At 38.7% G+C, this 25,516-nt stretch carries 21 protein-coding genes; 20 read left to right on the top strand and 1 reads right to left on the bottom strand.

The features are described from left to right. The first annotated feature begins 144 nt into the window (after nucleotides 1–144). Nucleotides 145–747 carry an RsfA family transcriptional regulator gene (locus LAV82_RS03170; protein ID WP_013058974.1) on the top strand — a complete coding sequence of 201 codons (603 nt, stop codon included), beginning with the start codon at nucleotides 145–147 and terminating at the stop codon, nucleotides 745–747. Between the two features lie 81 nt (nucleotides 748–828). On the opposite strand, the gene LAV82_RS03165 is transcribed toward LAV82_RS03170, so the two are convergent. Next, a complete protein-coding gene (locus LAV82_RS03165; RefSeq protein WP_013058973.1) occupies nucleotides 829–1,299 on the bottom strand; it encodes an N-acetyltransferase in 471 nt (156 codons plus the stop codon). A 313-nt stretch (nucleotides 1,300–1,612) separates the two neighbouring features. Between LAV82_RS03165 and LAV82_RS03160 the strand changes: the two genes are divergently transcribed. The 19 genes from LAV82_RS03160 (at nucleotide 1,613) to spoIIGA (ending at nucleotide 25,489) form a co-directional block, all read left to right on the top strand. After that, nucleotides 1,613–2,965, top strand: coding sequence for an acetyl-CoA carboxylase biotin carboxylase subunit (locus LAV82_RS03160; RefSeq protein WP_013058972.1), 1,353 nt, complete (start codon nucleotides 1,613–1,615; stop codon nucleotides 2,963–2,965). Beyond that, nucleotides 2,962–3,174 (top strand): biotin/lipoyl-containing protein, encoded by a 213-nt coding sequence (locus tag LAV82_RS03155; RefSeq protein WP_013058971.1) that lies wholly within the window; start codon nucleotides 2,962–2,964, stop codon nucleotides 3,172–3,174. Before LAV82_RS03160 ends, LAV82_RS03155 begins: the two co-directional genes overlap by 4 nt. 19 nt (nucleotides 3,175–3,193) lie before the next feature. Continuing rightward, nucleotides 3,194–4,735 carry an acyl-CoA carboxylase subunit beta gene (locus LAV82_RS03150; RefSeq protein WP_078082151.1) on the top strand — a complete coding sequence of 514 codons (1,542 nt, stop codon included), beginning with the start codon at nucleotides 3,194–3,196 and terminating at the stop codon, nucleotides 4,733–4,735. A gap of 158 nt (nucleotides 4,736–4,893) precedes the next feature. Further along, nucleotides 4,894–5,775 carry a 2-dehydropantoate 2-reductase gene (locus LAV82_RS03145; RefSeq protein ID WP_499715655.1) on the top strand — a complete coding sequence of 294 codons (882 nt, stop codon included), beginning with the start codon at nucleotides 4,894–4,896 and terminating at the stop codon, nucleotides 5,773–5,775. A 1-nt stretch (nucleotide 5,776) separates the two neighbouring features. Next, on the top strand, nucleotides 5,777–6,160 hold the full coding sequence (locus LAV82_RS03140) for a DUF3397 domain-containing protein (protein WP_499715654.1): 384 nt from the start codon (nucleotides 5,777–5,779) through the stop codon (nucleotides 6,158–6,160). A 90-nt stretch (nucleotides 6,161–6,250) separates the two neighbouring features. Next, nucleotides 6,251–7,876, top strand: a complete 1,626-nt coding sequence (bshC, locus tag LAV82_RS03135) for a bacillithiol biosynthesis cysteine-adding enzyme BshC (protein ID WP_499715653.1) — start codon at nucleotides 6,251–6,253, stop codon at nucleotides 7,874–7,876. Between the two features lie 333 nt (nucleotides 7,877–8,209). Next, complete coding sequence (gene rsmH / locus LAV82_RS03130; protein ID WP_028411477.1) at nucleotides 8,210–9,145, top strand: 16S rRNA (cytosine(1402)-N(4))-methyltransferase RsmH; 936 nt, start codon at nucleotides 8,210–8,212, stop codon at nucleotides 9,143–9,145. A 33-nt stretch (nucleotides 9,146–9,178) separates the two neighbouring features. Further along, complete coding sequence (ftsL, locus tag LAV82_RS03125; protein ID WP_028410764.1) at nucleotides 9,179–9,538, top strand: cell division protein FtsL; 360 nt, start codon at nucleotides 9,179–9,181, stop codon at nucleotides 9,536–9,538. A 5-nt stretch (nucleotides 9,539–9,543) separates the two neighbouring features. Further along, nucleotides 9,544–11,802 (top strand): penicillin-binding protein, encoded by a 2,259-nt coding sequence (locus LAV82_RS03120; protein WP_074677359.1) that lies wholly within the window; start codon nucleotides 9,544–9,546, stop codon nucleotides 11,800–11,802. Between the two features lie 69 nt (nucleotides 11,803–11,871). Next, nucleotides 11,872–13,788 (top strand): stage V sporulation protein D, encoded by a 1,917-nt coding sequence (locus tag LAV82_RS03115; protein ID WP_013084856.1) that lies wholly within the window; start codon nucleotides 11,872–11,874, stop codon nucleotides 13,786–13,788. 211 nt (nucleotides 13,789–13,999) lie between these two features. Beyond that, complete coding sequence (locus LAV82_RS03110; RefSeq protein WP_074677357.1) at nucleotides 14,000–15,463, top strand: UDP-N-acetylmuramoyl-L-alanyl-D-glutamate--2,6-diaminopimelate ligase; 1,464 nt, start codon at nucleotides 14,000–14,002, stop codon at nucleotides 15,461–15,463. Between the two features lie 61 nt (nucleotides 15,464–15,524). Continuing rightward, a complete protein-coding gene (gene mraY / locus LAV82_RS03105; RefSeq protein WP_013058961.1) occupies nucleotides 15,525–16,499 on the top strand; it encodes a phospho-N-acetylmuramoyl-pentapeptide-transferase in 975 nt (324 codons plus the stop codon). Then, entirely contained in the window at nucleotides 16,500–17,849 is a 1,350-nt protein-coding gene (murD, locus tag LAV82_RS03100; protein WP_499715652.1) for a UDP-N-acetylmuramoyl-L-alanine--D-glutamate ligase, read from the top strand. 61 nt (nucleotides 17,850–17,910) lie between these two features. Then, on the top strand, nucleotides 17,911–19,011 hold the full coding sequence (spoVE, locus tag LAV82_RS03095) for a stage V sporulation protein E (protein ID WP_013058959.1): 1,101 nt from the start codon (nucleotides 17,911–17,913) through the stop codon (nucleotides 19,009–19,011). A 540-nt stretch (nucleotides 19,012–19,551) separates the two neighbouring features. Further along, nucleotides 19,552–20,457, top strand: coding sequence for a UDP-N-acetylmuramate dehydrogenase (gene murB, locus LAV82_RS03090; protein ID WP_098622908.1), 906 nt, complete (start codon nucleotides 19,552–19,554; stop codon nucleotides 20,455–20,457). A gap of 153 nt (nucleotides 20,458–20,610) precedes the next feature. Next, on the top strand, nucleotides 20,611–21,369 hold the full coding sequence (locus LAV82_RS03085) for a cell division protein FtsQ/DivIB (RefSeq protein WP_029714594.1): 759 nt from the start codon (nucleotides 20,611–20,613) through the stop codon (nucleotides 21,367–21,369). Nucleotides 21,370–21,794: 425 nt separating this feature from the next. Next, nucleotides 21,795–23,090 (top strand): cell division protein FtsA, encoded by a 1,296-nt coding sequence (gene ftsA / locus LAV82_RS03080; RefSeq protein WP_013058956.1) that lies wholly within the window; start codon nucleotides 21,795–21,797, stop codon nucleotides 23,088–23,090. 41 nt (nucleotides 23,091–23,131) lie between these two features. Further along, nucleotides 23,132–24,289: a cell division protein FtsZ gene (gene ftsZ, locus LAV82_RS03075; RefSeq protein ID WP_013058955.1), complete on the top strand. Its 1,158-nt coding sequence runs from the start codon at nucleotides 23,132–23,134 to the stop codon at nucleotides 24,287–24,289. Nucleotides 24,290–24,565: 276 nt separating this feature from the next. After that, a complete protein-coding gene (gene spoIIGA, locus LAV82_RS03070) occupies nucleotides 24,566–25,489 on the top strand; it encodes a sigma-E processing peptidase SpoIIGA (RefSeq protein ID WP_053487710.1) in 924 nt (307 codons plus the stop codon). Nucleotides 25,490–25,516: the final 27 nt, after the last annotated feature.

The raw sequence follows: 25,516 nt of genomic DNA, 5'->3' as shown, positions 1-25,516 counted from the left end.
AAGCGAAAGATGAAAGAATCACGGGTTTCCCATTTTGCTTCAAAGTATATGAAAGATTTTCTTGATTGAGAAGAGGAACAATAGTCTATCTTATCTAGTAGGTGCATATTCATTTAATAAGTACGGATAAGGAGGGATAGAAAAATGACTTCTTCTCGTCAAGATGCATGGACTCATGATGAAGATTTATTACTCGCAGAAATTGTACTGCGTCATATACGTGAAGGTGGCACTCAGCTAGCTGCATTTGAAGAAGTGGGGAAGAAACTTACACGAACATCAGCAGCTTGTGGCTTCCGCTGGAATTCTTTTGTGCGCAAACAATACAAGACTGGTATTGATCTTGCGAAAAAACAGAGAAAAGAATTAAAAGCAAGAACTGTTTCAAAAGATGACGAGCAGCCTGCACGCTTATCATATATGGAAGCAGAGAAACATATTTCGCTTAATGAGGTAATTAAATATTTAGAAAATGTAGATCAAGGGCAAAGACACTCGTCAGAGCTTCTCGAAGCTAATGAAGAACTGCAGCAAAAGATTGAACGTCTACAAGAGAAAGTAACGATTTTGGAAAAAGAAAAAAAAGCTTTGCAAAACAACTTGTTAATTGTGGAGGATGACTATAAAGCTCTTATTGAAATTATGGAGAGGGCTCGTAAAATGGTTGTATTAAAAGAGGATGAAAAAAGTAGAAAAGTGAAATTTCAAGTGGATAAAAATTTAAATTTAGAAAAAGTTCAAAAGTAAAGCGATAGTTTGAATGCTCCCTACTTCATGTTGATCATATATACCACATAGATATAAAATAAACAGCTGGAAATCAGCTGTTTATTTTTGTTCGCTTACACCATTTGGTAGCCAAATAAGAGGGTTTTCTCCCAAATCGCGATCGATATCATACGTTACAGGTACGAACCCCATTTTTGACCAAAAATCACTCGATTTTACTCGTGGGCTTGTTTTGATAGGTAATTGAAAGGATTTGGCATATTCAACGAGCGTTTGACCTAATCCTTTGCGCTGAAAATCACTGAGCACTTCAAGTTTCCACACTTCAATATACGTTTGAGGCGGCTCGAAATATTGATCGTACTGTTTGTTTCGCTTATAGAGACTCATACGAGCCACTAAGCTATTTCCAAAATAAATGCCGTAAAACGGAGAATTTATTTCATTATCGGAAATCTTAGCATGTAATTCTTCTAGCATTGAAAGTTCTTGAATGCCATATTCTTTGAATTTCTTGAACTCTTCTAGCGTTTTAAAATTAATTTTTAAATGCTTCACTTCGTAATTCATCCTATATCCCCCTTGTTATGTCTCCTTGCTAGGCGAACGAACTGGCTTGGTTCGTTCATCTAATATTATATAACAAAAATACAAAATATTCTGTTTTCATGATTGGTGAACGAATGTTCAATGCGCATAAAGAAAAATGAATTCTTTCAGTTAAATACGAAGAATACATTATTATAAGCATCAATTTTTAGAAAGGAAGCAAAAGGAAAGGGAGATTCAAATAGAAAGCGTTTTCAAAAATTGTAGAGGAGTTTTAAAATTATTGTAGAATTATATGGGAGAAAGTAGAAATTTGAGGAAAGGGGAGAGAAAGGTGAAAAAAATACTGATTGCAAATCGAGGAGAAATTGCTCTTCGTATTATTCATACATGCAAACAAATGGGCATTGAAACGGTGGCTGTCTATTCCGATGCAGATGCAGAACTTCCTTATGTTCAAGCGGCTACAAAAGCACGTCGAATTGGAGAGCCTCCTGTGCAAAAGTCATATTTGAATGTAGAAGAATTGCTGCGAATTAGTCATGAAGAAAAGGTAGATGCCATTCATCCTGGATATGGATTTTTATCGGAAAATAGTGCATTTGCTAAAAGAGCGATTGATGAAGGTTTTTGTTTTATCGGTCCTTCTCCCGAAATCATTTCGATGATGGGCGACAAAATTGCTGCTCGTGCCGCGATGAAAGAAGCGGGTGTACCTGTTGTCCCCGGCAGCCAAGGCGATGTGACGTCAGTTGAAGAGGCTTGTAAAGTAGCGAGTCTAATTGGATATCCCGTTATGTTAAAAGCAAGCGGAGGCGGCGGAGGAATTGGGATGGTGCGCTGCGATAACGAAGAAGCAGTAAAACAAGTGTATGCCTCAACAAAAGCAAGAGCAAAAGCATATTTTGGTCAAGAAGGAATGTTTATTGAAAAGCTTATCACAAATGCAAAACATATCGAAGTACAGGTGTTTGGAGATCAGCATGGTAATGTCGTTCATCTTTTTGAACGCGATTGTTCCGTACAAAGAAGAAATCAGAAAGTGATTGAAGAAGCCCCTGCGCTTTCTTTAAAAGAAAGTACGCGACAAGCCATGCAAAACCAAGCCGTTCAAGCGGCTAAAGCAATCGGATATTATAATGCAGGTACGGTGGAGTTTATCGTGGATGAAGACGAAAATTTTTATTTTCTTGAAATGAACACGCGGCTGCAAGTTGAGCATCCGATCACCGAGCAAATTGCAGGGGTCGATTTAGTTAAGTGGCAGATCTTAGCTGCGCGCGGAGAAAAGCTTCCTCGTGTGCAAGAGGAAATAGCAGCAAATAACTATGCCATTGAATTTCGAATTTATGCAGAAGATCCGTTTACTTTTTTACCGGCTCCAGGAAAAATTACGGGTTATCACTTGCCGGAGCGAACCTATGCGCGCGTAGACAGCGGCTACAGTGATATGAATGCGGTTACACCTTTTTATGATCCAATGATTGCAAAAGTTATCATTACTGGTCGTACGCGTTCAAATGCAATTGAACTAGCTAAATCATATTTTACGGAAGCTGTTGTAGAGGGAATCAAAACGAATATTCCTCTATTTAAGCAGTTGTTAAATGAAGAGTTATATGAAAAAGGCACCTATAACACATCGTTATTATCAACAGTATTAAATAAAGGAGGAGCACCACAATGAGTGAAATCAAAGCGACAATGGCAGGCATGGTATTTAATGTGTTTGTTCAGCAAGGTGCAAGTGTAGCCAAAGGAGAAGTTGTTGTTGTATTAGAATCTATGAAAATGGAAATTCCTATTGAAAGCGATCAAGCTGGTATTGCAGAGACTGTCCATATAGCCGTGGGGGATTTTGTGAACGAAGGCGACGTTTTGGTGACTATTTCATAACTCATAAAGGAGAGATATCATGATACATACAGGTGAATCTCAGAAAAAATATGATGAAAATCGTCAAAAAGTAGAGCGTGGCAACGCGGAGAAGTACAAAGAGAAACTTGCAACACAACAGAAGCTTTTTGTAAGAGATCGTTTAGCGCTTTTATTTGATGACGGGAAATATGAAGAAGACGGCATGTTTGCAAATAATAAAGCCGAAGGGTTGCCGGCAGACGGTGTTGTAACTGCAATTGGAAAAGTAAACGGTGAAACGGTATGTGTAATGGCTAATGACTCTACTGTAAAAGCAGGGTCTTGGGGGGCCAGAACAGTAGAGAAAATTATTCGGATTCAAGAAGTAGCAGAAAAACTGCATGTGCCTTTGCTGTACCTAGTGGATTCTGCAGGAGCACGTATTACGGATCAATTAGATATGTTTCCAAACCGCCGAGGCGCTGGACGGATCTTTCACAATCAAGTAAAACTTTCCGGCGTCATTCCTCAAATTTGTTTGCTTTTCGGTCCGTCAGCAGCTGGAGGGGCATATATCCCTGCATTTTGTGATATTGTTGTGATGGTAGATGGAAACGCTTCTATGTACTTAGGTTCGCCGCGTATGGCCGAAGCTGTTATTGGAGAAAAGGTTACGCTAGAGGAAATGGGAGGAGCACATATGCACTGCAGCATTAGCGGATGTGGAGATGTGTTAGCTTATTCTGAAGAAGAAGCTATTTCGTATGCCAAATCTTATTTAACCTACTTTCCACAAAACTATCAAGAGAAGCCTAAAGTACAAAAAGCTAAAGAGCCTAAGCAGACAAAGGATTTAGTAGAACTAATTCCGGAGAATCAAAATGTTCCATTTGATATCTATGAAGCAATTGATACCCTTATTGACGAAGGGAGCTTCTTTGAAGTGAAAAAACTGTTTGCCGCCGAATTGGTAACAGGGCTTGCACGAATAGATGGAAAAGTAGTAGGGATTATTGCCAATCAGCCGAAGGTCAAAGGAGGAGTGCTGTTTGTAGATTCAGCAGATAAAGGGGCAAAATTTATTCAACTGTGCGATGCCTTCCATATTCCTTTGCTATTTTTAGCGGATGTACCTGGATTTATGATTGGAACCAAAGTAGAAAGAGCAGGCATCATTAGACATGGAGCAAAATTGATTGCAGCGATGAGTTCAGCTACAGTTCCTAAAATTTCCGTAGTCATGCGCAAAGCTTATGGCGCAGGGCTTTACGCCATGGCTGGGCCAGCTTTTGAACCGGATTGCTGCCTTGCATTGCCTACTGCTCAAATTGCCGTAATGGGTCCTGAAGCTGCAGTAAATGCCGTCTATTCTAATAAAATTAATGAAATTGAAGATCCTAAAGAGCGGTTTATGTTTGTCAAACAGAAACAGCAGGAGTATAAAGAACACATCGATATCTATACGCTGGCTTCTGAACTTATTATTGACGACATCGTTCCTGCTAACGAACTGCGTCAAACTTTAATTGATCGCTTTCGATTATATGAAACAAAGAATGTGACCTTTAGCCGTCGTAAACATCCGGTGTATCCCGTATAATAGAAAAAAACGGGATCACTCTAAATAATTTACAACAAGCCCGGTGATTTTTAATCACACGGGCTATATGAATAGGTGAAATTTAAAGAATGCATTTAATTCAAAGCATTTTTTTGCTAAAATGAAACTCAATAATAGAAAGAGGAACAAAAAATACGATGAAAACTATAGGTATTATTGGAGGCGGATCATTAGGTCTGTTGTTTAGCGCGTATTTATCAGACTGTTATGATGTAACCTTGTACACCAAAACAAAAACTCAAGCAAAGTGTATTAACGAAAATGGAATTACCTTACATAGACAAGGGGAACATCACACTAAAAAAGTCAGTGCTATCCCTCTGGAAAAAAACATAAAAGAAGCAGATTTAATCATTATTACTGTAAAACAGTATCATTTAAAAGAGATAATTCCTTTTATCCAAACCCTTACTATACATACTCCCCTTTTGTTTATCCAAAACGGTATGAGCCATATTGAAATTCTCAAAAATCTCCCGCAGCGCACTCTCTATTTGGGTACAGTTGAACACGGGGCAATGCGTACAAATATGGATAGCGTCCATCATACAGGAATAGGAACAACCCGTATTGCTTCGTACAGAGGAGAAATGGAGTCTATCTTGCCAATTGTGAATTTTCCTTGGATGATTGAAACAGATTGGTATGCGATGCTGGTGAAGAAATTAGTTGTAAATGCGCTCATCAATCCTCTTACGGCGCTGTATCGGGTGAAAAACGGGCAGCTGATTCACAACAGCTACTTTTATAAAACGATGCGTCTATTGTTTGAAGAGATTGCGTCTGTGTTAAAACTGGATTCAGCTTTTAATTATTGGGAAAATGCGCTGGGGGTTTGTTCACGCACGAGTACAAATCAATCTTCTATGCTAAAAGATATACAGAAGGGGCGGCAAACAGAAATTGATGCTATTTTAGGCTATATCCAAACACAAGCTGCTGAAAAAAGAACGTCGACGCCTATTGTTGACTTTTTATATGGGTCAATAAAAGGAATCGAAGAAGAAAAGGGTGATTAACATGGGAAGTTTTATTGCTGGAGTTTTTGCGACGTTTGTCACTCTGCCGCTCGTTGGTTTTTTTATTCTATACATGCTTTTCCGCAAACTGACGAAAAATAAAAAGAAATCTGTCCACATAGCAACGTACATTACTACGGTTTTTCTTATTTTATCCGTGCATTATGCAGCTGTGGAAATTTTCGGGCACTCTTTTTTGTGGTTGATTGCGTTAGTCCTTTTAGTTGTAGCAATGATTATGATGTTTGTACATTGGAAAGTCAAACATGACTTAGAAATGAAGCTTATTGCGAAAGGGTTCTTTCGGATGAATTTTGTTTTGTTTCTTATTGCACATATTGTATTAAATATAGGTGGAATCGCTTTTCGTATTTCCTCTCTGTAAAGCATGTTACTAGACGTGAGCAGTTACATTATGGATAATGAAGCTATATGTAGAGAATATAAGTATTAGGAAAAGAAAGGAAGTTCTTTCATGGAGATTACAGACGTCTCTTTAAAGGCGGGAAACAAACTAACGAACGATTACATAAAAGGTGAAAAGCAAGCACTTTCCTTTTTTCATTATAATATACACGAAAAAGACGTATATGAAAAACGTTTAGCGGATGTTCAAAAGCAGTCTTATCCAAGAGAACAGCTTGCTGAGTATCTACTTGATTTTAATAAGCGCTACGAAGCATCTTCTAAGACGATTGAAAATATTGAAAAGCTAAAAGATCCTAACAGCGTAGTGGTCGTTGGAGGTCAGCAAGCGGGGCTGCTTACGGGTCCTTTGTACACCATTCATAAAGTGATTTCAATTGTGCTCCTAGCTAAACAACAAGAGGAAGCTTTAAACGTGCCCGTGCTTCCGGTGTTTTGGATTGCTGGAGAAGATCATGATTTTGCTGAGATCAACCATGTATACACAGAGCATAAAAACCAGCTTTTAAAGAAAACGCTAAAGCATTCTTTAAAGAAAAAGCAAATGGTTTCTCAAATCGAACTAGACCATGAAGCCTGTAGAAGCTGGGTTCGTGATGTATTTCAAACGTTTAACGAAACGGCGCATACAAACCAGGTATTACACTTTGTTTTAGAGGCGTTAGATAAATCACGTACCTATGTCGATTTCTTTGCTCATTTGGTTACCACAATATTCGCAGAGTCAGGTCTTATTTTAATGGATGCAGCTTCTAAAGAAGTGCGCAGCATTGAATCTTCTTTCTTTGTGACGTTAATTGAACAAAATGACAAATTATCGTCAGCGGTTATGGAACAGCAAACAGAGATTCAAAAACAGTACAAACGAATGATTGAAGTGGGAGAAGAAACGGCTCATCTCTTTTATTCACACAACGAAAACAGAGTACTTTTAGAAAGAGATGCAGAGCAAGAGCAGTTTGTTGGAAAGCAAAATGAACTTGCGCTGTCTAAAGAAGAGCTGGTTCAAATTGCTAAACAAACGCCAGAGCTTCTTAGTAATAACGTTGTGACTAGACCCCTTATGCAGGAGTACTTACTTCCTACCCTTGCGTTTATTGCAGGTCCAGGGGAAGTAGCGTATTGGGCAGAGCTTGAAAAAGCATTTTCTTTATTTAGCTTTAAAATGCCTCCCGTGGTTCCGAGGTTATCCTATGCAATCGTAGAAAGACATATCGAAAAGTATATGGATGAACTTCAGTTAGACCTTTCGAACGTAATGAACGAAGGCGTAGATGCAGAGAGGGAGCACTGGCTTAAGACAGAAGTTCACAACCCGTACGAAATGTATTTTGAAAAAGCGAAAGAAGATTTTGAAAAAATTCATAAAACTCTTCGTGAAAATATTCAAAAAGAAGACAAAACATTTGATGAAGTCATGCTTAAAAATCGAGCGATTATTCAAAAGCAGTTTGAAACCATTCAAAAGATTGTCGAATCCAAACAGCTAATTAAGCACGATGTGAAGCATTCAAAATATGCTCAAATTGAACTTGCTCTTCGTCCCTACAATGCTCCACAAGAACGCATGTGGAATATTATGTATTATTTAAATGGCTATGGTATGCAATTTGTGTCAGATTTACTAAGTGCTGAAGTCGAATTAAATCACCAGTTAAAAGTCTGCTATGTCTAATAAAATCCTGCTGAAAAGCAGGATTTTTATTTTGGAAAAGAGAACAAGTTTACAAGGTGAATGTCAACCAATTGAATCCTTATAAGGTATTTATTTCTAATTACACAAAAAACCTTATATTCCTTACATTTTATTCTACGAATATGTCCTACTTTTAACAAAATGACACTATTTGTGACAAAAAGACAAAATTCTACTTAATTCTTATATAAATAGCTGAAATAATGTTGAACTTTGATATATAATATAAACGTGTATATATATCAAAGAAAAACACCGTTTTTTGCTTTTTGTATACATAACTAAGTAGTTTAGAAAGAAGTAGGTGTCATAATGTTTAATCACACAACTGTTTTGCTTAAAGAAGCAGCGGAAGGCTTAAATATTAAGCCGGATGGAGTATATGTCGACTGCACGCTTGGCGGAGCAGGTCATAGTGAATATATCGTAAAACAGCTATCAGAAAAAGGGAAATTAATTGCGTTTGATCAAGACGATGTTGCTCTTGAAAATGCAAAAGAAAAATTAGCCCCGTATCTAGACAGAGTTATTCTAATCAAAAGTAATTTTCGCTATTTAAAAGAGCAGCTAATGAAACATGGAATTGAAGAAGTAGATGGAGTATTGTTTGACCTAGGCGTCTCGTCTCCTCAGTTGGATACACCAGAGCGAGGGTTCAGCTTTCATCATGAGGCCCCGCTTGATATGCGCATGGATCAAAACTCAAAGTTTTCTGCGTACAACGTAGTAAATGAATGGCCTTATGAAAAACTTGTAAAAATCTTTTTCCAATACGGAGAAGAAAAGTTTTCGAAACAAATTGCCCGCAAAATTGAAGCATATCGAGAGTCTAAACCAATTGAAACAACGCTAGAGCTGGTTGATCTTATTAAAGATGGTATTCCAGCGCCAGCTAGACGAACGGGCGGACATCCGGCAAAACGAATTTTCCAGGCTATTCGCATTGCTGTAAATGATGAGCTTCAAGTATTTGAAGATGCAATTGAACAGGCTATGGATGTGATCAAAAAAGGTGGACGTGTAAGTGTTATTACCTTCCATTCACTTGAAGACCGAATTTGTAAAGTAGCGTTTAAAAATGCAAGCACGGTTCCGCAGCTTCCGCATGGACTGCCGGTTATTCCAGAAGAATTTAAACCTAAAATGAAAGTCATTACAAGAAAACCTATTTTACCTTCAGAAGAAGAGGTAGAAGAAAATAAGCGAGCGCGTTCGGCAAAGCTTCGAATTGTTGAGAAATTAGTCTAATAAAAGGGTTTAATCAAAGAGGAGGGGACGAGAATGAACAATGCAGCATACAAAGTAAGAGAGCAAGATCAGCAGCAGAAGCAGCAAAAGACGGTACGTCAAGTTGTTCGAAAGACAAAAAGAAAAATCACGGTTGGTGAAAAGATTGTGTATTCTGGGTTTGTCGCACTCATGCTGTTTGGGTCTGTGCAAATCATTTCAAATCAATCTTCGCTTTATAGCATCAGTGAAGAAGTGCAATCACTCGATGGAAAGATTGACAAGCAAGAAGCAAAAAACAATGAGTTAAAATTACAGGTAACAGAATTAAGTGCATACGATCGTATTTGGACAAAAGCAAAAGAACTTGGACTAAAATTGAATGAAAATAACGTAAAAGTCGTTAACGATTAATTGCGATGACTACGCCAAGAAAAAATAGCAATATTAGTACAGGAGCAGCAATATTAATTTTAATATTTGCATTGCTCTTTTTTGTATTAGCCATCAGGTTCTTTTACATCCAAGCGACGGGCAAAGCAGACGGAGAAGCTTTAGCCGAAATTGCACAAAAACAGCATACGCGAACGTCTAAAATTGAAGGACAGCGCGGTACGATTTACGATCGAAACGGAGAGGCAATCGCCCAAGACACGGGTGCTTATACGGTTGTGGCGATTTTAGATAAAAAACAAACAAAAGACAAAGATCACCCGCAACATGTGGTAGACCCAGAAAAAACGGCTGAAAAATTAGCCCCATTATTAAATATGGACGAATCGAAAATTGAAAGCATGTTAACGAGAGGAATTAAACGTGGTACCTTCCAAGTCGAACTTGGCCCAGGCGGACGTGATATTGATAACGTGCTAAAGCAAAAAATTGAGAAACTAAATCTCCCGGGCATCACGTTTTTACGCGATTCGAAGCGCTTCTATCCAAACGGTGTCTTCGCCTCAAGTATTTTAGGATACGCGCAAAAAGATGATACGGGTAAAATCGTAGGGAAAATGGGAATTGAAAAAGTATTTGATAAGCAGCTTTCTGAAGAAGATGGATATGTAAAATACGAAGCTGCTAAAAATGGAATTAAGCTTCCGGATCCAAAAGAGTCAATTGTAGCTCCTAAAAACGGAGACAGCGTTACGCTTACGATTGATGAAAAAATTCAAACGTTTTTAGAGGATGCGATGACAGCTGCTGCTAAAGAATATAAACCAGAAGAGCTAATGGCAACAGTAGTGAATCCGAAAACCGGTGAAATTTTGGCGATGTCAAACCGACCTTCATTTGACCCGAATATTCGTGATATCACTTCTTATCGTAATCCGTTTGTTGAAAACAGCTATGAACTTGGTTCAACGATGAAAATTTTTACGCTAGCAGCCGCGATTGATGCAGGCGTCTATAACGGCGAAGACCGCTATCAGTCGGGATCTTATAAAGTAACGAAAAACAGCGTTCCGATTAACGATCACAACGGCGGAGTCGGCTGGGGAGCTATTACATTTAATGAAGGAATTCAAAGGTCTTCAAATGTAGCAGTTGCCATTTTAGCCAACGAAAAATTAGGTACCGACCGTTTGTATAAATACTTGGACAAGTTTGGCTTTATGGATAAGACGGGAATTGACTTGCCAAATGAAGCTTCTAGCAAGTTAGTGACGAAGTACCCGAGAGACCGCGTAACCACTGCGTTTGGACAGGCGTCTGCTTTTACGCCTATTCAAGAAATTCAAGCGGCTACGGCGATTGCAAATGACGGGAAAATGATGAAGCCTTACGTGATTAAACAAGTAGTTGATGAAACAAATAAGAAAACGATTAAGAAAACAAAACCTACCGTAGTAGGCCAGCCTATTTCTAAAAAAGCAGCGAACGAAACGCTAGGTATTTTAGAAACCGTTGTTTCTTCTGATGATGGAACAGGGAAACCTTACGCGATTGAAGGATACGATGTCGCTGGAAAGACGGGAACAGCTCAAATTCCTGGGCCTACCGGAGGTTACCTGCATGGACACGGGAAAAATTTCATTTCCTTTATGGGCTTTGCACCTGCTAAGGATCCAAAGCTCCTTGTCTATGTAGCCGTTAAAAATCCAACTCTCACGCCTCAAGAGACGGGTACTGCGCCGCTTACAGCTGTATTTAATCCGGTGATGAAAAATAGCCTGCAGTATTTAGGAGTGGAGCCTCAAAAAACGGATGAAGACGGAAAAGAAACGAAAGAAAAGAAAGTGGATTCAGAAATCACGCTTAAATCTTACGTTAATGAATCAGTTGATAGTGCCGTGAAAGACTTAAAACAAAAAGGGCTTGTTCCTGTTGTAATAGGTAAAGGAGATACGGTAGAAAGCCAATCACCGACTTCTGATACCATTGTTACTGGTCAACGCGTGTTCATTAAGACAAACGGAAAAGCCACAATGCCTGATCTAACAGGTTTTTCACATCGTGACGTTATTCGTTTTAGTGAATTTGTCAACGTTCGACCTAGCGCACTTGAAAATGGTTATGTTGTAAGTCAAAGTATTAAAGCAGGAGATCCGCTAAAAGCAGGAACGTACCTGAAAGTGGAACTTGAAACGCCTAAAGAATTTTCAAGCACGTTAAATAAGCTAAAAGAAACGGAAAAAAGTGAATCTGACAGTAAAAAAGACGATAAGCAGCTTGACTAGAAAATAAGTTCTAGTGAATCCTGTACAAGCATATATTGGAACGAGCCGATTCAGAGGAGGTTCTAATATATGCGGGTATCAGGAGTCACAGTTCGTAAAAGGCTAGCCATTGTTTTGTTTGTCGGTTTTATTGTGTTTTTGATTATTGATACAAGGCTTGGATATGTACAGTTGCTGACTGGGGATACGCTAACTGAAAAAGCCAAAGACTTATGGAGTCGGAATATTCCTTTTGAACCTGAAAGAGGAAAGATACTAGATCGCAATGATGTGGCACTTGCTACAAATAAAAGTGCACCGACTGTTTTAGTTATGCCAAGACAAGTTGAAAATCCAGCTGTTACGGCTGAAAAGTTAGCAAAAGTGCTGGGAGCATCAAAAGAAAAAGTATATGAACAAATAACAAAAGCTTCTTCTAGCGTATATTTGCGTCCTGAAGGAAGAAAAATTTCACATGCGAAAGCAAATGAAGTGCGAAATTTAAATTTAAAAGGCGTATATATAGCTGAGGATTCGAAGCGGTACTATCCGTTTGGGAGTTATTTGTCGCATGTATTAGGCTTTGCGGGAGTAGATAATCAAGGGTTAACGGGCCTTGAATTATATTATGATAAAGAGCTAAAAGGACAAAAAGGTTCAGTTAAATTGTATTCTGATGCTAAAGGTAAAAAGATGCCCAATATAGCCGATGACTACACAGCGCCTGTGGACGGGCTGGATTTGAGATTGACCATTGATTCACGTGTTCAAACGATCATGGAGCGTGAGTTGGATAATGCTCAGACAGCTTATAATCCAGATGGTATGATTGCCATTGCCATGAATCCTAAAAACGGTGAAATTTTAGGTATGTCAAGTCGTCCGGGCTTTGATCCGACGGATTTTAAAAATGTGAAGCCCGAGGTGTATAATCGCAATCTTCCAATTTGGAGCGTATATGAGCCTGGATCAACGTTTAAGATTATTACATTGGCAGCTGCTCTTGAAGAAAAGAAAGTGGATTTACTAAAAGATCAATTTTACGATGATGGAGCCGCGGAAGTTGGAGGAGCGAGACTTCGCTGCTGGAAAAAAGGCGGACATGGACAGCAGTCTTTTTTAGAAGTTGTACAGAACTCATGTAACCCTGGCTTTGTGGAGCTTGGGGAACGTTTAGGAAAAGAGAAATTGTTCAAATACATTAAAGAATTTGGCTTTGGTCAAAAAACAGGTATTGATTTACAAGGGGAAGCAAAAGGAATTTTGTTCCCGCTTGAGCGCGTAGGTCCGGTTGAACAAGCTACAACAGCTTTTGGGCAAGGGGTTGCTGTTACGCCTATTCAACAAGTAGCTGCTGTTTCAGCAGCCGTAAACGGTGGAACGCTTTATGAACCTTATATTGCAAAAGAGTGGGTGGATCCAACTACCGGAAAAGTTGTAAGCAGTCATAAACCGGTTGCTAAGCGAAAAGTTATTTCCGAGGAAACGTCTAAGCAAGTGCGTTTTGCTCTTGAAAGTGTAGTAGCACAAGGAAGCGGAAAAGGAGCTTTTGTGGAAGGGTACCGCGTTGGAGGAAAGACGGGTACTGCGCAGAAAGCTCAAAATGGAAAGTATTTAAAAAACAATCACATCGTTTCTTTTATCGGTGTTGCACCAGCAGATAACCCTGAAATTGTCGTGTATGTTGCGGTTGATAATCCAAAAGGCACCATTCAGTTTGGTGGAGTTGTAGCAGCTCCGATTGTAGGTAAAATGATTGAAGACAGTTTGCGTGTGATGGACGTTAAACCGCGTAAAGGACAAATTGAAAAAGAGTTAACGTGGCTGGACACACCAATGATAAAAGTACCAAATGTCGTAGGAATGTCAAAAAAAGAGTTACAAGAACAGCTACTTAATTTAAAATTAGATGTGAGTGGCGAAGGAGATAAAGTGGTCAAGCAGTCTCCTGCAGCCGGAACGAAAGTTAAAGAAGGCGAAACGGTTAGAATTTATATGGGAAAATAAAAATCTCTATAAACCATTATTCTTCCTTGCATGATAATCAGCAGGTTACTCTGCGTGTGAACATGAAATCAACAAATAAGCCTTGGGGGTGTTCCCTCCGGGCTTCTTTTTCTGTAAAATGTAATAGGTTAGGTGCTAGAAAAAGAAGAATAGTTGCCATAGCGTCTTATAACAAACGTTTCACTTTACAAATAGAGAGGACATGGTAGGAATGGATTTACGAGAACTACTAACACATTTACATGATTTTGTTCAGCTTCCTGAACAGAATATTGATATTACGTCAATTGAAATGGATTCAAGAGAAGTTAAGCCCGGAGCATTGTTCATTTGTATAGACGGCTATACGGTTGATGGTCATAGCTTTGCACAGATGGCTGTGGAAAAAGGGGCAGTAGCAATCTTAGCAGAAAAACCTGTGGATGTAGAAGTGCCCGTTGTACGCGTGAAGAGTACAAAGCGAGCAATGGCAGTGCTAGCGGATGCTTTCTACAACCAGCCCACACAAAAAATGCATTTAATTGGTGTAACGGGCACAAACGGAAAAACAACGATTACACATTTAATTGAGCATATCTTTAAATCACAACGTAAAAAGACGGGTCTAATTGGAACGATTGAAATTCGTATTGGTGATACGTCTTATGATGTGAAAAACACAACGCCTGAATCGCTGACTCTTCAAAAAACATTTAATCAAATGGTGGAGGAGAATGTAGAAGTAGCGATGATGGAAGTATCATCTCACGCGCTTGACTTAGGACGCGTACACGGGTGCGACTTTGACGTGGCGGTATTTAGTAACTTAACGCAAGATCACCTGGACTATCATCATACAATGGAAGATTATCGTCGTGCGAAAGGGTTGCTATTTGCACAGTTAGGAAACGCTTATAACCATAACCGTCCTAAATTTGCTGTTCTTAATGCTGATGATGCGGCAACCGAGGAATATATTAAAAACACGGCTGCTACAGTGATTACGTATGGTATTGACCGTGACAGTGATATTCGTGCAACAAATATTCAAATTACAAACAGCGGCACAACGTTCGACTTGACAACACCGACAGAAACGGTTCGCGTAGAAATGAAGCTTATTGGGAAATTCAGCGTCTACAACGTATTAGCGGCTACAGCTTCATGTTTAGTGTCAGGTATTCCTCTGTCAGTTATTGTCGAGGAAATAAAAGTGTTAGAAGGTGTGTCTGGGCGTTTTGAAGTGGTCGATGCGGAGCAGGATTTTACGGTTATCGTTGATTATGCTCACACGCCGGACAGCTTAGAGAACGTGTTAAAAACTGTAAAAGAATTCGCAAAACGCAATATATATGTTATTGTTGGTTGTGGCGGAGATCGAGATCGTACAAAACGACCAATCATGGCTCGGATTGCAGCTGAATACAGTACACAAGCTATTTTGACATCTGATAATCCACGAAGTGAAGATCCATTGGCTATTTTAAAAGATATGGAAGAAGGTTTGGGTACAGATAACTATGTGACGATTGCTGATCGGGCAGAAGCGATTCGCTATGCAGTGGAAGCAGCGCATGCAGATGATGTTATTGTCATTGCTGGAAAAGGGCACGAGACCTATCAAATTATTGGTAAAAAAGTATTTGATTTTGACGATCGAGAAGTAGCACGCAAAATGATTGAGGAGCGAAAGTAGTAATGAAATGGGTAGAGAACAAAATGAGTCGGAATGAGTTGGAAGTTAAGGAGGGGACATCGTGCTAGAACAATCAATTTTATTGACAATCGGCGTAGCCTTTTTGATTACGGTTGTATTGTCGCCGATTTTTATTCCCTTCTTAAGAAGATTAAAGTTTGGTCAAAGTATTCGTGATGAAGGCCCGAAATCTCACCAGAAAAAATCAGGTACACCTACAATGGGCGGTATCATGATTTTATTATCTATTATTGTGGCAACTCTTATTATGGTCAATCAATATGCAGAACTTACATATAAGACGTTTCTATTATTATTTGTCACAATTGGATTTGGTTTATTAGGATTTTTAGATGATTTTATAAAAGTAGTGTTAAAGCGTAACCTTGGATTAACATCTAAACAAAAGTTTTTAGGTCAGGTTGTCATTTCAATTATTTTTTACTTTATTGCAAGACAGTTTGAGTTTTCAACTGAAGTGACGATTCCAGGAATTAAAGACCCAATCGATTTAGGTTGGTTTTATGTTGTTTTCCTCATCATCTGGCTTGTTGGTTTTTCAAACGCGGTCAACTTAACGGATGGATTAGACGGACTTGTATCTGGTACAAGTGCGATTGCTTTTGGTGCATTTGCAGTTCTCGCATGGAATGCAGAGCAGTTTGAACTATCTATTTTCTCAGTTGCTGTAGTGGGAGCTGTGTTAGGATTTTTAGTTTTTAATGCCCATCCTGCAAAAGTATTTATGGGAGATACGGGTTCTTTAGCGCTAGGAGGAGCTATCGCTACGGTAGCAGTTTTAATGAAAATGGAATTCTTGCTTGTTATTATCGGTGGTGTGTTTGTCATTGAAACACTATCGGTTATTATTCAAGTCGCATCTTTCAAAACAACAGGAAAACGTGTGTTTAAAATGAGCCCGCTTCATCACCATTACGAGCTAAGCGGCTGGTCGGAATGGCGCGTAGTTATGACTTTTTGGGCTGTAGGACTATTATTTGCAATGCTTGGAATTTATATCGAGGTGTGGATTTAAATGAAATCAGTCAATACGTATCAAGGTAAACAAGTACTTATTTTAGGATTAGCCAAGAGCGGTTTAGCAGCCGCTCAGCTAGTTAAACAGCTTGGTGCTAAAGTAGTCGTTAATGATCAAAAACCGTACGAAGAGAACGCAGCAGCACAGGAATTAGAAAATACGGGCATTGAAGTTGTCTGTGGACATCATCCGCTTGAGCTGTTAGACAAAGCGGATGTTATTGTAAAAAACCCTGGGATTCCGTATTCAAATGTTCTATTGCAAGAAGCATTAAAGCGAAATATTCCGATTTTAACAGAGGTAGAATTAGCTTATGAAATTAGCGAAGCTCCTTTTATCGGAATTACGGGAAGCAATGGGAAGACAACAACAACAACGCTAATTTATAAAATGTTAGAAGAAGACCAAAAACAGCCGTTGATTGCTGGAAATATTGGAACAGTAGCTTGTGAAGTGGCGCAAAAAGCAACAAAGGACAATGTCATTGTAACGGAGCTTTCTTCTTTTCAGCTGATGGGAATTGAAAAATTCCGTCCGAAAATCTCTTTATTATTGAATTTGTTTGATGCTCACTTAGACTATCATGGCACAAAAGAGGAATATATCAAAGCGAAAGCAAATCTCTTTAACAATCAAACAAGTGAAGACTTTGCCGTTATTAATGCGGATGATGAGCTAGTGATGAAAGCTAGTGCAGATGTTAAAGCTACAAAAGTACCTTTTTCGGTTACAGCTCAGACGACAGAAGGAGCGTATATTAAAAACGAAACGATTTTCTTTAAAGATGAAGAAGTGATGTCGTTAAAAGATGTAGTGCTGCCAGGCAAACATAATCAAGAAAACATTTTAGCAGCTGTATCCGTTGTGAAGCTGTACGGCTGTTCGAATGAAGCTATCTACCGTGTGCTCACAACGTTTGCTGGTGTTAAACACCGCGTTCAATACGTCACGACAATTAATAAACGTAAGTTTTATAATGACTCTAAAGCTACGAATATGCTTGCTACAAAAGTGGCTCTTTCCGCTTTTTCGCAGCCGACGATTCTACTTGCAGGCGGACTCGATCGCGGCAATGAGTTTGATGATTTAAAAGAAGAGTTTAAAAATGTGAAAGCTGTTATTACGTTTGGTGAAACGGCTCCTAAAATTGAACGCGTAGCCAAAGAAGAGGGAATACAAATTGTAAAACGTGTCGATAATGTTAAACAAGCAGTTTCAGAAGCATATGCTTGTTCAGATGAAGAAGATGTTATTTTATTATCTCCTGCTTGTGCAAGCTGGGATCAATTTAAAACTTTTGAAGAACGTGGTGACATCTTTATTGAATCTGTGCATAAACTGAAATAAGGGCTTGTCTAAACACCTAGAAAATACACTAGCCCTAATCTATTTTTAGAGGTGTGTGACAGTGTCGACAAAAAGGTCTACCCCAGATTTTTTTCTCATAATCGTTACGCTTTCCTTGCTAACCATCGGCCTTATCATGGTATACAGCGCAAGTGCGGTATGGGCTACATACAAGTTTAATGATTCTTTTTTCTTTGCTAAACGCCAGCTCTTATTTGCAGGGCTTGGAGTATGCGCGATGTTTGTTATCATGAATATTGATTATTGGATGTGGCGTACGTGGGCAAAGCCAATTGTAATCATTTGCTTTGTTATGCTGGTACTTGTATTAATTCCGGGAGTAGGGCTAGTACGGAATGGGTCGCAAAGTTGGATAGGAGTTGGAGCGTTTTCGATTCAGCCTTCAGAATTTATGAAGTTTGCTATGATTATATTTTTAGCGAAATATTTATCAGAAAACCAGAAGAAAATTACATCCTTTAGAAAAGGAATGTTACCGGCGTTATTACTGGTTTTCTTACCGTTTGGCATTATTATGATGCAGCCGGATTTAGGAACTGGAACGGTGCTTGTTGGAACTTGTTTAGTCATGATTTTTGTTTCAGGAGCAAAAGTAAGTCACTTTGCAGGTCTTGGGTTGCTTGGCGTTGCCGGTTTTGTAGGGCTTGTTTTATCGGCTCCTTATCGGATTAAACGCATCACCTCATTTTTAAATCCTTGGGAAGATCCGCTTGGAAGCGGATTTCAAATCATTCAATCTCTTTATGCAATTGGGCCGGGGGGATTGCTTGGATTAGGGTTAGGGCAAAGTAGACAAAAGTTCTTTTATCTGCCGGAGCCTCAAACTGATTTTATTTTTGCTATTCTGGCAGAAGAGCTCGGTTTCATCGGCGGAACACTTGTTCTACTTCTGTTTAGCTTATTGCTTTGGAGAGGAATTAAAGTAGCGCTCGGAGCACCTGATCTTTACGGAACGTTTTTAGCCTTAGGAATTATTTCAATGGTTGCGATTCAAGTTATGATTAATATAGGCGTGGTAACGGGTCTTATGCCTGTTACGGGAATTACGCTTCCATTTTTAAGTTACGGCGGATCGTCGCTGACGCTCATGCTGGCAGCAGTTGGAGTTTTGTTAAATGTTAGTAGATATTCTCGCTATTAATTGAAAAAAATTGTATAATGTCAAGTAGGCAATGGTCTACTGAAGTAAACCGTCATCTTAAATCCAAGTGCACGCCGGATTTTGTTGGCGGTTTATTTTCGATTTTTTACAGGTAGATGATATTTTTGTATGAAATGTTTTTAAAATGTAATGTTGTGATAACCAATTTTGAGTCCAACTATGGTATGATGTGTAAGGTTAAATGTTTTATCTTAGTGAGTAGGTGAACGTATGTGCACTTATGAGCGTAGCGTTTTTTTATGACTGTCAGCATGTGTTTAACTTCTAAATGAAAAACGATAAAAAAACAATCAAAATTACTTTATATAGCAGATGAACGTACATTCTATGGGTGAATGTCATACGATAAATAAAAATGATGAAATTGACAACAGAATAGAGTGCCTTCGTAGAAAAAATGTATCTTACAAGGTGCTGCTGCTTAGTTATGAATCTGTTCTTATTATTCTTATGCATTAGAAGTAAGGGCGCATTGACATGAAAGTTTTATAACAGCAAAGAGGGTTTTAGGAGGTTCTTATGGAAGCGTTAGTAAAAGAGTTAGTCGAAGCGAATATTGGAAAGGTTCGTGAAAATGAACCGCTAGCAAAACATACAACAATGAAAATTGGTGGTCCAGCAGATGTGCTTGTAGAACCTGATTCTGTTGATCACTTAAAAGTTACAATGGATATTATTAAAAAACATAGCGTGAAATGGAGAGCGATTGGTCGAGGATCTAATCTTCTTGTCTCTGATAAGGGAATTGAAGGCGTGGTCATTAAGCTCGGAGCCGGATTAGATGATTTAACAGTAGATGGAGAGACGGTTACTGTAGGTGGGGGATACCCTAGCATCAAGCTTGCAACAGTTATTACAAAACAAGGTCTGTCTGGACTGGAGTTTTCAAGTGGAATTCCTGGATCTGTGGGAGGCGCTGTTTATATGAATGCAGGTGCCCATGGTTCTGATATGTCTCATGTAGTCGAAAAAGCGCTGATTTTATTTGAAGATGGCACTCTTGAGTGGCTGACAAATGAAGAGCTTCAATTTTCGTATCGTCATTCAATTCTACAAAAAGACCGTCCTGGAGTATGTGTAGAAGCCGTGCTGCGTTTGAAAAAGGGAACGAAAGATGATATTGTGGCGGTCATGCAGAAAAATAAAGACTATCGCCGCGAAACACAGCCTTGGAATTTCCCTTGTGCGGGAAGTATTTTTAGAAATCCGCTTCCAAATTATGCGGGAGACTTAATTGAAAAGTCCAACTTAAAAGGTTTTTCAGTAGGCGGTGCGCAAATTAGTGAGCAGCATGCGAACTTCATTGTCAATACAGGAGATGCAACGGCTTCAGACGTGCTGAATTTAATTGCTCATGTTAAGAAAACAATTAAAGAGAAATTCGATATTGATATTCATACAGAAGTTGAGATTATCGGCCGCTAATTACTCAGCCCGTCGCTGTATGGTTATGCGTGAAAAGGTAGCTTTTATGTGTTTATTCTATGCTATAATGGGGATATTCTCATGAAGCAAAGATTGGAAATAAATAGATGGTAATTCTTCGTTTATTTTCTCAAATGGATAAGGGTGAAAAAAATGGAAAAAGGTAAGTTAATTGTTTTAGAAGATCGGGTACCGAAGTTGCAAGAACAGCGAAAGCAAAAAGCAAATAGACGGCTTATTTTGTATTTATCACTCTTTTTCATCCTTATTTTATTTATTGTATATTCTCAATCTTCTCTGAGTAATGTTTCTAACATTGAAGTACAAGGGAATAAACATGTAAGTGATAAGGATATTGTCAAAGCGAGTGGTCTGTCCAAAAAAACCAGCTACTGGAAAGCTGATGCTGATCAAATTCAAGAAAAAGTCGAAAAAAACCCTGAGGTAAAGGAAGCTGTCATTCACAAAACATTTCCTAATAAGGTCGTAATCGACGTAAAAGAGTACGCAAGAATTGCATATGTAACCTCGGGGAATAAATATTTCCCTGTGAATGAAAATGGAAAAGTTTTAAATGAAGTAAGTGCTAAGAAAGTGTCATCCGACGCTCCGCTGCTAATTGACTGGAAAGACGGAGACGCTATACAAAGCATGGTTCAAGAATTAGCTAAAACGCCTAAGAGCATAAAAGGGGCTATTTCTGAGATTTACTACGCGCCGACAAAATCAGAACCTCTTCACATCGAGGTGTTTATGAACGATACGCGTGAAGTAAGCGGGAAAATTAGCACTTTCTCTGATAAAATTGTTCATTACCCAGCTATTGCAAGTAAATTGAGTGAGGATCAAAAAGGTATTATTGATTTAGAAGAAGGATATGCATTTAAACCTTATAAAAAGAGCAAGCAGTAATTATTTTTTATAAGTGTTAATTAAAGGAAATAGATGAGTTGAGACTGGCAAACTAGCCCTCGTACATTGTATAATCACATGCAAGTATTCTGCATACATATGATTTTCTTCTCCGTTGCTGTGAAATGGAAATGTAATATTTGTTCTAGGTAAGTTTCGCTTTTCTCAGTGTACATCTTAGTGTAGACTTGTAGTTAAATAGCTTTTTTCAGTGAATTTTAGGCTTAAATCTAAAAAAAAGTCAAAACCAGAACGTTTTGTTCTTTGAAAGAGATAAAGTCTGTGAAAAACTTGAAAAAAATTGATTTTACAAAAGGGAAACAGATGTATTTGTGGAATATTTTCATATAATAAAAAATTAATATTGTTGTTCTTCTTAATTTATTAAGATGACATGTGCAGAAAGAAAAAGGAGGTGCCAAAGAATGAACAGCAATGAAATATACGTTAGTTTAGACATCGGTACATCCAGTGTGAAAGTAATCATCGGAGAGATGAGTAACGATTCATTGAATATCATTGGTGTAGGGAATGTTAAATCACACGGACTAAAAAAAGGTTCTATCGTTGATATAGATGCAACAGTTCAATCTATTAGAAAAGCAGTAGAACAAGCTGAACGAATGGTAGGTATTACAATTAAAAAGGTTGTAGTGGGCATAAGCGGAAATCATGTATTTTTACAGGATTGTCACGGAGTAGTAGCCGTGTCAAGCGAGAATCGTGAAATTACAAACGAAGATATTCATCGAGTAATTGATGCTGCTCAAGTCATGTCTATCCCGCCAGATCGTGAAATCATTGATGTTATTCCAAAGCAATTTATTGTAGATGGCTTAGAAGGTATTAATGATCCTAGAGGTATGATTGGGGTACGTTTAGAAATGGAAGGCACAATCATAACGGGATCTAGAACGGTTTTACATAACTTATTACGCTGTGTAGAAAGAGCTGGTTTAGAAATCAGTGATATTTGTTTACAGCCTCTAGCCGCTGGTTCAATTGCATTATCTCGTGATGAAAAAAACTTAGGTGTCGCACTGGTAGATATCGGTGGAGGTTCGACAACGGTTGCGATCTTTGACCAAGGACATTTGAAAGTAACAAATGTACTAGCTGTTGGCGGAGAGCACATTACCAAGGATTTATCGATTGGCCTTCGCACATCGACTGAAGATGCGGAAAATATTAAGATAAAGCATGGACATGCTTTCTACGATCATGCTTCTGAAGAAGAAGTATTTAGTGTACCGATCATTGGAAGCGATCAGCATCAGCAGTTTAATCAGCTCGAAATCTCTGATATTATTGAAGCTAGATTAGAAGAGATTTTAGATATGATTACGCAGGAGGTAAATCGCCTAGGATACAAAGATATTCCAGGAGGGTTTGTTTTAACAGGCGGAGTAGTAGCGATGCCTGGTATTCTTGAGCTAGCTCAAGTAATTTTAAAGAATAACGTGCGCATAGCAGTGCCTGATTATATTGGAGTACGTGAGCCGCATTATACAACAGGCGTAGGATTAATAAAATTTGCATACAAAAATGCTAAAATACAAGGCCGGGAAATTGGAGCGCCAGTTGTGGAAGAAGAGCCGATTGAGCAAGAAATGATCAAACCTAGCCCGAAACCACAGCAGCCGCAACAATCAGCTGAGCAGCCGAAAAAGAAAAATGACCAAAATTTAATGAAGAAGTTTTTTGGATACTTCTTTGATTAACGTTACGGATTGGTAATTTCGAAGAATTAGGAGGAACTATCATGTTGGAGTTTGATACAAGTGTAGACCAATTAGCGACGATTAAAGTAATCGGTGTCGGAGGCGGCGGTAACAACGCGGTTAACCGAATGATTGAACATGGCGTCCAAGGTGTAGAATTTATTGCAGTTAATACAGATGCACAAGCATTAAATTTATCAAAAGCTGAAACAAAAATGCAAATCGGCGCTAAATTAACAAGAGGATTAGGTGCAGGTGCTAATCCAGAAGTTGGTAAAAAAGCAGCTGAAGAAAGTAAGGAACAAATCCAAGAAGCACTAAAAGGTGCAGATATGGTTTTCGTAACAGCTGGTATGGGTGGAGGAACTGGAACTGGTGCAGCTCCAGTCATTGCCCAAATTGCTCGTGAGCTAGGAGCACTAACGGTAGGTGTTGTTACTCGTCCGTTTACATTTGAAGGCCGTAAGCGTTCTACTCAAGCGGCAGGCGGCATTGCGTCAATGAAAGAAGCAGTGGACACGCTGATTGTTATTCCAAATGATCGCTTATTGGAAATCGTTGATAAAAACACGCCAATGCTAGAAGCGTTCCGTGAAGCGGATAACGTATTGCGACAAGGTGTGCAAGGTATTTCAGATTTAATCGCAGTTCCTGGATTAATTAACTTAGACTTCGCTGACGTGAAAACAATTATGTCTAACAAAGGATCTGCACTTATGGGGATCGGTATTGCAACTGGTGAAAACCGCGCTGCTGAAGCGGCTAAAAAAGCTATTTCAAGTCCACTTCTTGAAACATCTATCGATGGAGCTCAAGGTGTATTAATGAACATCACAGGCGGTACAAACCTAAGTCTTTACGAAGTACAAGAAGCTGCAGATATCGTTGCTTCGGCTTCTGACCAAGAAGTGAACATGATCTTTGGATCTGTTATTAACGAAAACCTAAAAGACGAGATTGTTGTTACAGTTATTGCAACTGGCTTTAGTGACCAAGATTTATCACAGCCAAAACCAGGTCGTCCTTCGTTATCGGCGAATCGCATGCAGCAATCGACACAGCAGCCGGCCCCACAGCCGAAGCGTGAAGTAAAGCGTGAAGAACCTGTACAGCAAGAATATACGCGTCCATCTCAGCCACAGTCTGAAGATGCGCTAGATATTCCAACATTCTTACGAAACCGTAATCGTAGACGCTAAGAAAATAAAAAGCCAAGACCTCTGTTTTATACAGAGGTCTTTTTTTATGCCATGAAGCTAGAAAACTCCAAAAGAATATAAAAAACATTCGACATGGTCAATATGATGCCTTCAAAGGGTTTGTGTTTTCTTTCTAAAAGTGGTGTGACAAATATCGAATGATTTCCTCAAAAATACTGCTTGTTTCTCGGCATGAACTGACAGACTTTCTAATAGGATGTACTATATACTAATTTTTAACAGAAAAATTCAGAAAGAATGGAGAGGTTATAAACATTGCCAATCTATTTAGATTTAATATGGATGCTGAATTTTGGGTTAGATACGATTTTACTAATGTTATGTGCAGTTGTACTTAAACGGAATTACAAGTGGTGGCGGCTTTTGCTTGGGGGCTTTATCGGTTCATTGATTGTCCTTCTTATGTTTACGCCTTTTTCTCATCTTATGGTTCACCCTGCTATTAAAATTTTATTCTCTTTTTTTATGGTATTGATGACGTTTGGTTATAAACGACTGCGCTTTTTCTTTGAGAATTTATTAACGTTTTATTTTGCAACCTTTGTTGTGGGTGGAGGATTAATGGGCGTTCACTTTTTATTTCAAGATCAGTTCCTTGTTCTTAATCAAATGGTTGATACGAAATCTCCACAGTTTGGTGATCCTATTAGCTGGATATTTGTTCTTATCGGTTTTCCGCTATTATCTTATTTTTCAAAAACACGAGTTGATGATTTGCGAATGAAAAATATTACATTTGATCAGCTGGTAGATGTGGAAATTATTTTAAACGAACAGACGCTGTCGATGAAAGGACTTATTGATAGTGGAAACCAGCTTGTAGATCCGCTGACGAAAACCCCGGTTATGATTGTTACAGCAGATTCTTTAAAAGAAATATTGCCTGAAGGCTTAATGGAATTAAGCAAAAATGTCCAATCCTTTTCACACAGCGAAGATATTGATCAAGAGTGGTATTCAAAAGTCCGCTTTGTCCCTTATCGAAGCGTGGGCCAAGCCAATCAGCTGCTGCTTGCTCTAAAGCCAGATATGGTAAGGCTTGTGCATCAGTCCAATACGATTGAAGTCACTAAAGTATTAGTAGGTATTAGTCATACAACGCTTTCAGTGGAGAAGCAATATGAGTGTATTGTTCATCCGAAGCTTATTGTTATTGGAGAAGTAAGTTCCGCATCGTAAAAGGTGTGAACAAATAAAGGAGGATAC

It is taken from the genome of Bacillus sp. ILBB4, assembly GCF_035064545.1.
Classification (GTDB): domain Bacteria; phylum Bacillota; class Bacilli; order Bacillales; family Bacillaceae_H; genus Priestia.
Note: the sequence above shows the minus strand (reverse complement) of the source record. Positions and strands in the feature narration are given on the sequence as shown.

What these genes read in the sequence shown, in the direction of transcription:
- LAV82_RS03170 (WP_013058974.1), top strand. Translation starts at nt 145, where the DNA reads ATGACTTCTTCTCGTCAAGATGCATGGACTCATGATGAAGATTTATTA.
- LAV82_RS03165 (WP_013058973.1), bottom strand. Translation starts at nt 1,299, where the DNA reads ATGAATTACGAAGTGAAGCATTTAAAAATTAATTTTAAAACGCTAGAA.
- LAV82_RS03155 (WP_013058971.1), top strand. Translation starts at nt 2,962, where the DNA reads ATGAGTGAAATCAAAGCGACAATGGCAGGCATGGTATTTAATGTGTTT.
- LAV82_RS03150 (WP_078082151.1), top strand. Translation starts at nt 3,194, where the DNA reads ATGATACATACAGGTGAATCTCAGAAAAAATATGATGAAAATCGTCAA.
- LAV82_RS03145 (WP_499715655.1), top strand. Translation starts at nt 4,894, where the DNA reads ATGAAAACTATAGGTATTATTGGAGGCGGATCATTAGGTCTGTTGTTT.
- LAV82_RS03140 (WP_499715654.1), top strand. Translation starts at nt 5,777, where the DNA reads ATGGGAAGTTTTATTGCTGGAGTTTTTGCGACGTTTGTCACTCTGCCG.
- bshC (WP_499715653.1), top strand. Translation starts at nt 6,251, where the DNA reads ATGGAGATTACAGACGTCTCTTTAAAGGCGGGAAACAAACTAACGAAC.
- rsmH (WP_028411477.1), top strand. Translation starts at nt 8,210, where the DNA reads ATGTTTAATCACACAACTGTTTTGCTTAAAGAAGCAGCGGAAGGCTTA.
- ftsL (WP_028410764.1), top strand. Translation starts at nt 9,179, where the DNA reads ATGAACAATGCAGCATACAAAGTAAGAGAGCAAGATCAGCAGCAGAAG.
- LAV82_RS03120 (WP_074677359.1), top strand. Translation starts at nt 9,544, where the DNA reads ATGACTACGCCAAGAAAAAATAGCAATATTAGTACAGGAGCAGCAATA.
- LAV82_RS03115 (WP_013084856.1), top strand. Translation starts at nt 11,872, where the DNA reads ATGCGGGTATCAGGAGTCACAGTTCGTAAAAGGCTAGCCATTGTTTTG.
- LAV82_RS03110 (WP_074677357.1), top strand. Translation starts at nt 14,000, where the DNA reads ATGGATTTACGAGAACTACTAACACATTTACATGATTTTGTTCAGCTT.
- murD (WP_499715652.1), top strand. Translation starts at nt 16,500, where the DNA reads ATGAAATCAGTCAATACGTATCAAGGTAAACAAGTACTTATTTTAGGA.
- murB (WP_098622908.1), top strand. Translation starts at nt 19,552, where the DNA reads ATGGAAGCGTTAGTAAAAGAGTTAGTCGAAGCGAATATTGGAAAGGTT.
- LAV82_RS03085 (WP_029714594.1), top strand. Translation starts at nt 20,611, where the DNA reads ATGGAAAAAGGTAAGTTAATTGTTTTAGAAGATCGGGTACCGAAGTTG.
- ftsA (WP_013058956.1), top strand. Translation starts at nt 21,795, where the DNA reads ATGAACAGCAATGAAATATACGTTAGTTTAGACATCGGTACATCCAGT.
- ftsZ (WP_013058955.1), top strand. Translation starts at nt 23,132, where the DNA reads ATGTTGGAGTTTGATACAAGTGTAGACCAATTAGCGACGATTAAAGTA.